Origin of the sequence: Qipengyuania profundimaris (genome assembly GCF_030717945.1) — a bacterium.
Lineage (GTDB): Bacteria > Pseudomonadota > Alphaproteobacteria > Sphingomonadales > Sphingomonadaceae > Qipengyuania > Qipengyuania profundimaris.
Genome location: NZ_JAVAIM010000001.1, coordinates 97,603 through 108,231 on the forward strand (window position 1 = coordinate 97,603; position 10,629 = coordinate 108,231).

The 10,629-nt window shown below is 63.9% G+C and carries 11 protein-coding genes and 1 pseudogene; 5 read left to right on the top strand and 7 right to left on the bottom strand.

Translation table 11 applies throughout. The features are described 5' to 3' along the window. The first annotated feature begins 237 nt into the window (after nt 1–237). From Q9K02_RS00480 to Q9K02_RS00500, 5 genes and pseudogenes are all read left to right on the top strand, one after another. The gene (locus Q9K02_RS00480) at nt 238–855 is read left to right on the top strand and encodes a hypothetical protein (protein WP_305931108.1); all 618 of its coding nucleotides are present in this window, start codon (nt 238–240) and stop codon (nt 853–855) included. Between the two features lie 170 nt (nt 856–1,025). Continuing rightward, nucleotides 1,026–1,301, top strand: a pseudogene (locus Q9K02_RS14535) (terminase large subunit domain-containing protein); the annotation flags it as partial. Nucleotides 1,302–1,344: 43 nt separating this feature from the next. After that, complete coding sequence (locus Q9K02_RS00490) at nt 1,345–1,710, top strand: DUF2793 domain-containing protein (RefSeq protein WP_305931109.1); 366 nt, start codon at nt 1,345–1,347, stop codon at nt 1,708–1,710. A gap of 197 nt (nt 1,711–1,907) precedes the next feature. After that, nucleotides 1,908–3,020, top strand: a complete 1,113-nt coding sequence (locus tag Q9K02_RS00495) for an OmpA family protein (protein ID WP_305931110.1) — start codon at nt 1,908–1,910, stop codon at nt 3,018–3,020. A 93-nt stretch (nt 3,021–3,113) separates the two neighbouring features. Then, nucleotides 3,114–3,644: a superoxide dismutase family protein gene (locus tag Q9K02_RS00500; protein WP_305931111.1), complete on the top strand. Its 531-nt coding sequence runs from the start codon at nt 3,114–3,116 to the stop codon at nt 3,642–3,644. 102 nt (nt 3,645–3,746) lie between these two features. On the opposite strand, the gene Q9K02_RS00505 is transcribed toward Q9K02_RS00500, so the two are convergent. From Q9K02_RS00505 to Q9K02_RS00535, 7 genes are all read right to left on the bottom strand, one after another. Continuing rightward, complete coding sequence (locus tag Q9K02_RS00505) at nt 3,747–5,333, bottom strand: spinster family MFS transporter (RefSeq protein WP_305931112.1); 1,587 nt, start codon at nt 5,331–5,333, stop codon at nt 3,747–3,749. Nucleotides 5,334–5,337: 4 nt separating this feature from the next. Further along, entirely contained in the window at nt 5,338–6,057 is a 720-nt protein-coding gene (gene queC, locus Q9K02_RS00510; RefSeq protein WP_305931113.1) for a 7-cyano-7-deazaguanine synthase QueC, read from the bottom strand. Between the two features lie 40 nt (nt 6,058–6,097). Next, complete coding sequence (locus tag Q9K02_RS00515) at nt 6,098–6,496, bottom strand: hypothetical protein (protein WP_305931114.1); 399 nt, start codon at nt 6,494–6,496, stop codon at nt 6,098–6,100. A 94-nt stretch (nt 6,497–6,590) separates the two neighbouring features. Further along, complete coding sequence (hslO, locus tag Q9K02_RS00520) at nt 6,591–7,496, bottom strand: Hsp33 family molecular chaperone HslO (RefSeq protein ID WP_305931115.1); 906 nt, start codon at nt 7,494–7,496, stop codon at nt 6,591–6,593. Between the two features lie 42 nt (nt 7,497–7,538). Continuing rightward, entirely contained in the window at nt 7,539–8,483 is a 945-nt protein-coding gene (gene argF / locus Q9K02_RS00525; RefSeq protein ID WP_305931116.1) for an ornithine carbamoyltransferase, read from the bottom strand. After that, the gene (locus tag Q9K02_RS00530) at nt 8,483–9,676 is read right to left on the bottom strand and encodes an aspartate aminotransferase family protein (protein WP_305931117.1); all 1,194 of its coding nucleotides are present in this window, start codon (nt 9,674–9,676) and stop codon (nt 8,483–8,485) included. The genes argF and Q9K02_RS00530 overlap by 1 nt, the downstream gene beginning before the upstream one ends. Nucleotides 9,677–9,816: 140 nt before the next feature. Continuing rightward, the gene (locus Q9K02_RS00535) at nt 9,817–10,572 is read right to left on the bottom strand and encodes a cold-shock protein (protein ID WP_305931118.1); all 756 of its coding nucleotides are present in this window, start codon (nt 10,570–10,572) and stop codon (nt 9,817–9,819) included. Between the last annotated feature and the right edge of the window lie 57 nt (nt 10,573–10,629).

Below are 10,629 nucleotides of genomic sequence, written 5' to 3' on the forward strand. Positions count from 1 at the left end.
GGCGTTTCCGACACGCGCCGGACTAGGCGAGCGCGGCGCTGTTGGCAATGATCTCGGCACGAACCTATTTGGCACTTTATCATTGACATCGTAACGCTGTTTGGGTACATAACTGGAACATCGCGATAGTGTGATTCACCGGCCACCCGGCCGGAGCATGCGGCCCCCGACCCCATCGGTCGGCGGGCCGCTTTTGCGTCACGCCATCGATAATCGGCCATATTCCGGGAGGGACGGATGACAAACGAAAGTGCGGGCGAGCGCCCTTGGTGGGAGGATAGCTTCATCGAAGGGCTCAAGCAGTTCGGCAAGGTGACCGCCGCCGCCCAGGCCGCCGGCATCACCACCCGCGGGCCCTATACCCGCAAGAAGTCTTGCAGCAGCTTCAGCCGGGCCTGGGACGAGGCGCTGGAAATTTTCGCCCTCAGCGGGCGCAAGGCGAACACGCACAGCGCGGCCCGGCGCATGGCAGACCGGTGGAAGACCGTGTTTCTCGAAGAACTGGCGGCCACCTCCAATGTCTCCGCCTCTGCCACGGTGGCCGGGGTCAAGCCGGGTGAGGTCTATCGCACCCGCCGCGCGGATCGCGGTTTTGCCGCTGCGTGGCGCGAGGCCCTGTTCGAAGGCTATGCCAATCTGGAAATGGAAGTGCTGGGGTACCTGCGCAATCCGTCTCCCGAGCGGAAGATGGACGTCGCCGTGGCGCTGCGCCTGCTTGCCGCGCACAAGGAAACCATCGCGAAGGAGCGGGCCCAGCGCGCCAACGTCAGCGCCGCGCAGGTCCGCGAAACCATTGATCGCAAGGTCGAGGAATTGCGCAGGAAGGTGGCTGGCCGGGACATCGCACCGGCATGAGCGATATCGTTTCACGCCCGGGCATATGGGCGCGCCTCACCCCGGTGGAGCGCGAGGTTTTCATCCACGGCATGACCGAGGAAGAACGCAACGCCTTCCACGGCGACTTTCGCAATCATGCGCATGCAGGCCAGCTGCCGCGTGACGATCAATGGTTCGTCTGGCTGATCATGGCCGGGCGCGGGTTCGGCAAGACCCGCGCCGGGGCGGAGTGGGTCCGCTTCGTCGCGGAGAAAAACCCCGAAGCGCGCATCGCGCTGGTGGCCGCCAATCTGGGCGAAGGCCGGGCCGTCATGGTCGAAGGCGAAAGCGGACTGCTGGCCTGTTGCGCCGAAGCGGCGGGCGGCGCGCCGGTATTCGAACCCTCGCTAAGGCGACTGACCTGGCCGAACGGAGCGCAGGCCACGCTGTACACGGCAGCCGAGCCGGAGGGCCTGCGAGGCCCGCAGCACAGCCATGCCTGCAGGGCAAGCACAAAAAGAGCTGTTCGTGAACGAGAGCCTCGCGCTCATCGACATGCTGATGCACCCGGTGGTGACGGGTGCGGCGGCAACTCCGCCCAGCTCGCCTGCTGCAGGAGAGTGCTGGATCGTCGAGGCCGGGGCCGTCGATGCATGGGCCGGGCAGGACGACGCGATCGCCGGTTGGGACGGCGCGCAATGGACCTTCGCGAGCCCCGCGAACGGGCTTGCCGTCCATGATCTTTCGACCGGTGCGAAACGCCACTTTTCCGGAAGCTGGGCGAGCGCGCCGACGTTCGCTTCCCCCACCGGCGGATCGGTGATCGACAGCGAAGCCCGCGCCGCTATCGACTCATTGCTTACAGCCGTCCGGCAGGCCGGGTTAATCGTCTGAATTATGCCGGGAACCCGATGCGCTTTTCGGCGTTTCGGGGCGCATGGAGGGATCATCTTCTGTAAATTTGCATGGCGCAGTTCGTAAGAGCGGCATAAATGCAACAGTTTGCGGGCATTGCCCGCTTGCCACCTTTCGGGTGAAAAGTTAGAGATATTGCACTCGGTGGCTCTTATTCGCAAAAAGGGGAAACTATAATGCGGAAATTCGTCATAGGCATGGCGATGGCCTCTACGGCCCTTGCATCGCCTGCCCTCGCCAAGGACGACGCCTGGTACGTCGGCCTCGAAGGGGGCGCAATGATCGTCCAGGATATCGATTTCGATCGCGACGGCGCGGCAAACAGCGATGTCGTCACGCTCGATCACGACGCTGGTTACGACTTCGGCGGTTTCGTTGGCTACGATTTCGGTGCGTTCCGTGCCGAAGCCGAAGTCAGCTATCGCGAAGCCGATCTCGACACCATCACTGTCGGCGCACTCGGCGGACTGCTCAGCAACGGCTTCACTGTCCCGGCTGGCCAGTATGAAGCTCCTGGTTCGACCAGCATCCTTTCGTTCATGCTCAACGGCCTGATCGACTTCGGTCCCGACGACGGCCTTCAGGGCTATGTCGGTGGCGGTGCCGGTGTGGCTCGCACCAGCGTCGACGTCGGCGGCTCGGGCCTTACGGCTCTCGACGATTCGGACAGCGGCTTCGCCTGGCAGGCTCTGGCCGGTGTGCGCGCTCCGCTGAGCGACAATTGGGACGTTGGCCTGCGCTATCGTTACTTCAACGCGACGGGCGTCGACCTCGTCGACCTGGCTGGAAACAGCCTCGACGACAAGGTTAGCACTCACTCGCTCATGGGTACGCTGACCTACAACTTCGGCGTGGCACCGCCGCCTCCGCCGCCGCCGCCGCCGCCGCCCCCGCCGCCGCCTCCCCCGCCGCCGCCGCCGCCGCCGCCGGCTCCGGTTTGCGAGCAGGGTCCGTACATCGTCTTCTTCAACTGGGACGAATCGGACATCACTCCGGAAGCAGCGACGATCCTCGACAACGCAGTTTCGGCTTATGCCAACTGCGGTACGGCAGCAGTCATGCTGGCAGGTCACACCGATACTTCGGGTTCGACCGCCTACAACATGGGCCTCGCCGAACGTCGTAACTCGTCGGTTCGCGACTACCTGACCAGCCGCGGCGTACCGGGTGGCCGGATCACCAGCGAAGCCTTCGGCGAAAGCCAGCTCCGCGTTCCGACCGCCGACGGTGTCCGCGAACTGCAGAACCGCCGCGTGGAAATCACCTACGGTCCGGGTTCGGGCATGTAAGGTTCGCTTTCAAAGCGGAAATGAACGAGGGGCCGGAGCAATCCGGCCCCTTTTTCGTTGCGTCATCGAAGTCTTTATTTTTGGAGGACAGCAATGATCGCACGTAACACAGTGATTACCATCGGTACCGCCGCGCTCCTCGGCGCGTGCAGCACGGTCGATTCCATTCCCGACGAACGCGTGGGAACGGCGACCTTGCAGACCGCGCAGGGCGTCCCGGCAGGTACGGTGCAGTTGCTCAGGAACGGAAACACGGTCTCGGTCGCTATCGCCGCAGTCGGCTTGGCACCGGGCGAGCATGGCTTTCACCTGCACACCACAGGTAGCTGCACAGCTCCCGATTTTACCAGCGCAGGCGGCCACCTCAATCCGGGAAACAACACGCACGGTTCGCTATCCGACGGCGGCAAGCACCTCGGCGACCTTCCCAACCTTGTCGTGGGTGCCAATCGCACGGCCAGCGCCCAAATCGATCTGGAGGGCAACGCCACGCAGGTCCTTGCCGACATCTTCGACGCCGATGGGACAGCCGTAGTGATCCATGCCGGTCCCGACGATTACGTTACCGATCCGGCCGGCGATGCAGGATCGCGGGTCGCCTGCGGCGTGATCGAACAGGCCTGAGCCATTCTCTAAGCAGGCCGCTCTCGGCGCATCAGGACATCCTGGCAGTGCGAGCAGGCTCCGGCCTGCTCGCACAAAGGCGCCCCCCTAAGGTATTGGACCCTAAATCGGCTCGCCAGCCGCCCGTGCACGCTCGAGCACCGTTCGCTCTGCCGTCGGCACCGTCCGGTAGGCTATCGCAAGCAGGACAAGGCCGATGGGTAGCGCGACAAGCAGGCTGAGCCCACCGGTCGACAGGCTTCCCGTCATGCTGGACACCTGCCCGGCCATGTATGGGCCCAAAGCAAGCCCGACCAGGGTTGTGGCCAGGAAGAACGTCGCGGTCGCCGTTCCGCGCATGCGTGGCAGAACGAGATCCTGCGTCGTCGCCGCTGCGCCGCCCAAAGCCGAGCTGCCGAAAAGCGATTGCATGAATGCCGCGATGTAGAACAGCGTCGGGTTCTGGGTGGTGAACATCAGATAGAGGAAGGGCGAGGCTGCGGCGAGACCGAAGGCGACCACGATGAGCCTTCCGGCAGGCAGGCGCTCCCTCAGCCAATCCGCCAGCCGGCCACCGAGAATGACGCCCAAGAACCCTGCGACCGCGCCAGGGCCACCAATCCACCAACCGGCGGTCGAGGGCGCCTCGCCCAAGATCCGGATCGCGTAGGGTGCCGCCCAGAAACTCGCCGCATAGGACATGAAGGCGACCATGCCGTAACCGAGGATGGTCGTGAGGAACGCCGGGGTCCCCCAAATAAGCGAGAAGGTCGGCTCGTCCCGGCGCTTCAATGTCGATGCCCAGGAGAAGATCGCGTAATATCCGATCCCGACTGCGCCCCATTGCTGCGCATTGCCGGTGAAGTCCGCCATGGCGAAGGCGATGCCGCCGATGATTGCGGCACCAAGCAAATTGACTACTATGCCTTTGGTGCCGCCTTGTGCAGCGCCAATCAGCGTGAACGGCGGAATGACCGCGACGAGCTCTTTGAAGAAGCCACGAAAGGGATCTTTTGCTGGCGGGGTGACGATCCCTTCGCTCTGCCCGCGCACCGGCTCCCGCAACGTAAAGACGAGAAGGGCGAGCAACAGTCCGGGCAGGCCCACGATGATGAAGGCCGCTTGCCAACCGGCGAGCCCGAGCGGTGCATCGACCGGATACGCCTGGTTCCAGTTCTCGACGATCGCGCCGCCGATCAGCAGCGAGATACCACCGCCGATGTAAAGACCGGAGGAATAGATCGCGAGTGCGGTGGCGCGCATCTTCTTCGGAAACCAGTCCGAGATTAGCGAGTAGGCGCTCGGGCTGGCCGTCGCCTCCCCGACACCCACGCCGATCCGTGCGATGCTGAGCGTCGTGAAGTTTTTGGCGAACCCCGAAAGAGCGGTAAATGCGGACCAGATCGCGAGGCCGGCCGTCATGAGCCTTACGCGATGCCAGCTATCGGCCAGCTTGCCCAAGGGGATGCCGAAGAGCGCATAGAACACGCCGAACGCCGTGCCGTAGAGGAAGCCGATCTGGTCGTCCCGCAAACCAAGGTCGGCCTTGATGTCTTCTGCGAGGATCGAGATGATGTTCCGATCGACGAAATTCAGGACGTAGACGATCACCAATACGCCGAGCGCGTACCAGCTGTAGGCGGGGACCTTACCGGTCGCCTCGCTGACTGTCTGGGTCTGGTCTTCGGAAGCTGCGGTATTCTCGGTCAAATTCCTACTCCGTCACGCGAGGGGCATCCTCTGCGTAGACGGTGGTATCGACTAGCCCTGCTTCGGCAAAGCCCTTTCGGCGCAAACGGCACGAGTCGCATGCACCGCAGGCCTCGCCCGTCGGTGTCGGATCGTAGCAGGACCAGCTCCAGGCCGGGTCGAGGCCGAGCCTGTCGCACTCGCGCGCGATGTCTGCTTTCGACATATTCTGAAGCGGCGCATGGATGGTGAAGGGAGCGCCTCCGACCCCCTGCTTCGTGCCGAGCCGCGCCGTTTCGGCAAAGCTCGCGATGAATTCGGGGCGACAGTCGGGATAGCCCGAATAGTCCAGCGCATTCACGCCGATGAAAATGTCACGCGATGCCGATGTCTCCGCGAAGGCCGTCGTCAGTGCCAGAAAGACAAGATTGCGTGCGGGGACGTAGGTCACGGGAATGTCGTTCCCGACGCCCGATTTCGGGACTGCGATGTCGTCGGTCAGCGCAGAGCCGCCGAATTTGCGCAAATCCAGGGGCAGCTGGACATGGCGTGCCACGTCCAGCTTCTCGGCGATCGCCTTGGCCGACTGCAATTCGCGCACATGTCGCTGCCCGTAGTCGATCGTCAGCGCATGGACTTCATGCCCGCTTTCGGCGGCCAGTGCCGCAGTCACCATGGAGTCCAGCCCGCCCGAAAGCAGGACCACGGCGGGGCCCTTCCCGCGATCGCTTGCAAATGTCGTCATGCGCCAAGCCGCTAGGACGCTTCAGCGGTGGCGGCAACCGTCAGTTACAGGATCCCGTGCGGCGCGCCTCTGCCGAGAATTCGAAGGGCTTGCCATCGGCGATACCCTGGCTGTCGATCTGCACCAGGCTGCCGGTTTCCTTGCGGATGCTCGTCCGGCCATATCCGTTGCCGCGACAGGTATATTGGATCGTGACCTCGCGGGCGCCGTCCTCGACAACGAAGCGATTGCAGCCGGACCCCCGGTGACGCAGCTGAATGAATTCGCGGCCGCTGCGAAGGCAGACCTTCCGCGCCGTGCTGCCGTCGCGATAGCGCAATTCCCAGCCGCCCTTGTCGAGCGAATCCAGCATGGCGAGCGAAGCCTGTGCGAGCGCCGGTGCCGCGACGACCGCGAGCGATGCGCCCAGCGCCAGAACCAATGCATTCACCTTTGCCATGACATTCCTTTCGCGTGTCGGGAAACGAACACGCCTGTGATTCGCGCAATATACACCGAAACTGCGCTCAAGCGTTGTATAGTATCGACAAACGTCACGCCGCGATGGCGAACTGTTTCGAGCAAAAGGCGCAATCGACGAGGATCATGCCCTGATCGTCGCGCATGTCCGCCCGGTCTGCTTCCGGGAAACGCGCAATCACTTCCTTGTAATGCTCGATCGAGCAACGGCAGCCGCGCGCGATCTGCGCACCGCGCTGGATGCGCACTTCCTCTTCCTCGTGAAACAGGCGCCACACGATCGCTTCGAGCGAGAGCGCAGGGTCGAGGAGTTCATCGTGCCGGATCGAGCCAGCCATGACAGCGACGTGCTCCCACTCGGGGTGATCGAGACGCGCGTGCAACCGCTCGCGCCCCTCCTCGCCATCGGGCAAATGCTGGATGAGAAGTCCGGCTGCCGAGCAGGAGGCCCCATCGCCGCGTACAGCGCAGCGGATCATCGTCGGCACCTGTTCCGACTGTAAGAAGTAATTCTCGCAAGCCTGCGAGAGACTGTCGCCTTCGAGTGGTACGATCCCCTGATAGCGTCCGCGTCCGTCGGCCATGTCGAAAGTGATCGCGAGATAGCCCTTTCCGAAGAGCGCGAATAGCGACGGGTTCGCCCCGAGTTCGGCAAGCCGAGCCTCGTCGTAATCGACGTATCCCCGCAGGTTTCCGTCCTTGAAATCGCATACCAGGAGATTGACCGCGCCCGCCTCGGTCTGGGCCTGCATGGTCACCTGCGATCCATCGTCCTTCAGCAGGCCACCCATGAGGCTGGCGAGCACTAGTGCTTCCGCAAGAAGATGAGTGATCGGCGCAGGGTAGTCGTGCGCCGACAGGATCTCGTCGAGCACCGAGTCGAGGCGGACGACGCGTCCCCGCGCGTTGCGCGACGGGATCGTGAAGCCGAGCAGTTGCCCGGCGTAGGTTTCGTCGGAATGGGGGGTGGTCTGGTCCATCGCGCCCATATGGGTGGCGCGACAAGGATTAACAGAGGCGGGTCAAAGGCGTCCGAAACACCAAAGCAGAATGGATTTCTGCGCGTGGATGCGGTTTTCCGCCTCATCGAAGACCACGGACTGTTCGCCCTCGAACACCTCCTCGCTCACCTCGTCGCCGACATGGGCGGGCAGGCAGTGGAGGAAACGGGCGTCCGGCTTGGCATGCGCCATCAGGTCTGCATCGACCTGGAATGGCGCCATCGCAGCGAGCTTGTTGTGGACGTGCTCCTGACCCATCGAGACCCACGTATCGGTGACCACGATATCCGCACCGCTGGCCGCTTCGGCTGCATCCTGCGTCAACGTCACCTGCGACCCGGCAGCGCGCGCCATCTCGACGAATTCCATCTCGGGCTCGTAGCCCTGCGGCGTGCCGACGCGGACGTTGAACTTGAACAGCGCCGCTGCCTCCAGGATAGAATGGAGGACATTGTTGCCATCGCCGAGCCATGCAAGTTCAAGGCCGGGTAGCGCTTTGCCCTGCTCCACCATCGTCAGCAGATCGGCAACGATCTGGCAGGGGTGCGAGCGGTCGGTGAGGCCGTTGATCACTGGCACGCTGGCGTGGTGCGCGAGTTCTTCAGCTTTCGCATGATCGTCGGTCCGAATCATGATCGCATCGACCATACGGCTGAGCACCCGGGCTGTGTCGGCAATGCTTTCGCCGCGCCCAAGCTGGGTAGTGCCCGAGTCCAGTATCAGCGATGTGCCGCCGAGCTGGCGCATTCCAATATCGAAACTCACTCGCGTGCGCGTCGAATTCTTCTCGAAGATCATGCCAAGCACGTGCCCTGCGAGCGGCGCGTCCGCGTCGGCCCTGCCCTTGGGCCAATCGCGCCGGGCAGCCTTGCGGTCCTGGGCGTCGGCCAGCATCGCGGCGATCGCATCACCGCCTGCATCGGACAGGTCAAGAAAGTTGCGCGGGGCTGCAGTCGGCTCGGCCATCAGGCGGCCTCTGGCACCTGATAGCTCGCCGCACCGGCCGAGAGCTTGTCGAGGAATTCATCGAATTCCGCTTCGCCCGCCACCAGCGGCGGCAGCACGCGCAGGGTGTTGTCGCCCGCGGCCACCGTCAGCAGCTGGTGATGATCGCGCAGGTGGACGAAGAACGGCCGGCTCTCGACCTTCATCTTGATGCCAAGCATCAGGCCCTTGCCGCGCACCAGTTCGAACAGGTCGGGATAATTGCCGATGAACTGCTCGAGGCGCGCGCGCAGGCGCTCGCCCTTCTCGGTTACCTCGGCGAGAAATTCGTCGTTCGCGACGGCGTCCATCACCGCCGTGCCCGCCGCCATGGCGAGCGGATTGCCGCCATAGGTCGAACCGTGAGTGCCGAAGCCCATGCCGCGCGCGGCCTTCTCGGTCGCCAGACAGGCGCCGAGCGGGAAGCCGCCGCCGATGCCCTTGGCAGTCGCCATGATGTCGGGCTCGATGCCGTAATGCTCGTAGGCATAGAGCTTGCCGGTGCGCGCGACGCCGCACTGCACCTCGTCGAAGACCAGCATGAGATCGTGCTCGTCGCACAGGGCGCGCAGGCCGTTGATGAATTCCTGCGAGGCAGGACGGATGCCGCCCTCGCCCTGAATCGGTTCGACTAGGAAGCCGGCCGTCTTGTCGCTAACCAGCGCCTTCGCGCTCTCCAGATCGTCGAATTCCGCATATTGGAAACCGGCGAGGAGCGGCATGAAGCCTTTGTGCATCTTCGCCTGGTTGGAGGCGCTGATCGTTGCCATCGTGCGCCCATGGAAGGCGTTGGTGAAGGTAATCAGCTCGGTCCGGTTAGCATCGCCATCCTCGTGCTGGTGATAGGCACGCGCTGTCTTGATCGCGGCCTCGACAGCCTCGGCGCCCGAGTTGGTGAAGAACACCGTATCGGCGAAGGTCTTGTCGACGAGCCGCTGCGCCAGCGCTTCGCCTTGCGGGCTGCCGTAGAGGTTGGAGACGTGCATCAGCGTAGCTGCCTGCTGCTGGATCGCGCCGATCAGCCCTTCGTGGCTGTGGCCCAGCAAATTGACCGCAATCCCGCTCGCGAAGTCGAGATAGCGCGTGCCGTCCTCGTCGATCAAATGGCAATGCTCGCCGCGAACGGGGCGAACGCCGCAGCGGGGATAGACGGGCATCAGCGGGGTAATCGACATGGGGCCTCCAGCGGGCATGGCTAAAATCGAAAGACAAATGGCGGCCCTTGCGGAACCGCCATCTGCGTGTTTGCCAGCGATCTATTGCCTCGCGCGGTCCGGGTCAAACCGGATCGCGGCAAGCCTTCGCACTCCTGCCCTTACTCTTGGACGGGGACGAGATTGACCGCCGAATATTTGCCGCGTCGGTCGACTTCGAGGTCGAACTCGTAGCGCTCGCCCTCGTCGATACCCGACAGGCCCGAACGCTCGACAGCGCTGATATGCACGAAGGCATCCGGCTGGCCATCGTCGCGGGTCAGGAAGCCGAAGCCCTTCATCGAGTTGAAGAACTTGACCGTGCCCGTCGCCTTTTCGCCGGTCAGCTCGCGCCGCGGAGCAGCGCTCTTCTGCTCGACCGCGATCACATCGCCGACGACCTGGAGGTCTTGCGCCGAAACCTTGCCGCCGCGATCGACGAGGTTGAATTCCAGCTCCTGCCCCTCGGCAAGGCCTTCGAGGCCGGCACGTTCGACGGCGCTGATGTGGACGAAGACGTCTTCGCCGCCGGTTTCCTGCTGGATGAAGCCGAAGCCCTTCTGGCTGTTGAAGAACTTCACCGTGCCTTTGCCGGTGCCGACGACCTGGGCGGGCATGCGGTTGAAACCGCCGCCACCACCACCGCCGCCGCCACGGTTGCCGCCGCCGAAGCCGCCGCCACCGCCGCCGCGATTGCCGCCACCGAAGCGGTCACCGCCGCCTCCGCCGCCGCCGAAGCGATCGCCACCGCCGCGATTGTCGCGGAAAGAATCGTGTGGAGCAAAGTCCGCCGGCGGGCCGCCGAACGGATCGAAGCTATCCTCCCCAAAACCATCGCGCTTATCCCGTCCGCGACGGCGCCCTTTATCGTAACCCATAATCCGAACAGTACCTTCGTACAGCCAGTGTTCCTCAATCCCCGGCGCGTCGGCTGC

Excerpts from the sequence above, each read along its gene's own strand:
- Q9K02_RS00480 (WP_305931108.1), top strand. The coding sequence starts at position 238 with ATGACAAACGAAAGTGCGGGCGAGCGCCCTTGGTGGGAGGATAGCTTC.
- Q9K02_RS00495 (WP_305931110.1), top strand. The coding sequence starts at position 1,908 with ATGCGGAAATTCGTCATAGGCATGGCGATGGCCTCTACGGCCCTTGCA.
- Q9K02_RS00500 (WP_305931111.1), top strand. The coding sequence starts at position 3,114 with ATGATCGCACGTAACACAGTGATTACCATCGGTACCGCCGCGCTCCTC.
- queC (WP_305931113.1), bottom strand. The coding sequence starts at position 6,057 with ATGACGACATTTGCAAGCGATCGCGGGAAGGGCCCCGCCGTGGTCCTG.
- Q9K02_RS00515 (WP_305931114.1), bottom strand. The coding sequence starts at position 6,496 with ATGGCAAAGGTGAATGCATTGGTTCTGGCGCTGGGCGCATCGCTCGCG.
- hslO (WP_305931115.1), bottom strand. The coding sequence starts at position 7,496 with ATGGACCAGACCACCCCCCATTCCGACGAAACCTACGCCGGGCAACTG.
- argF (WP_305931116.1), bottom strand. The coding sequence starts at position 8,483 with ATGGCCGAGCCGACTGCAGCCCCGCGCAACTTTCTTGACCTGTCCGAT.
- Q9K02_RS00530 (WP_305931117.1), bottom strand. The coding sequence starts at position 9,676 with ATGTCGATTACCCCGCTGATGCCCGTCTATCCCCGCTGCGGCGTTCGC.
- Q9K02_RS00535 (WP_305931118.1), bottom strand. The coding sequence starts at position 10,572 with ATGGGTTACGATAAAGGGCGCCGTCGCGGACGGGATAAGCGCGATGGT.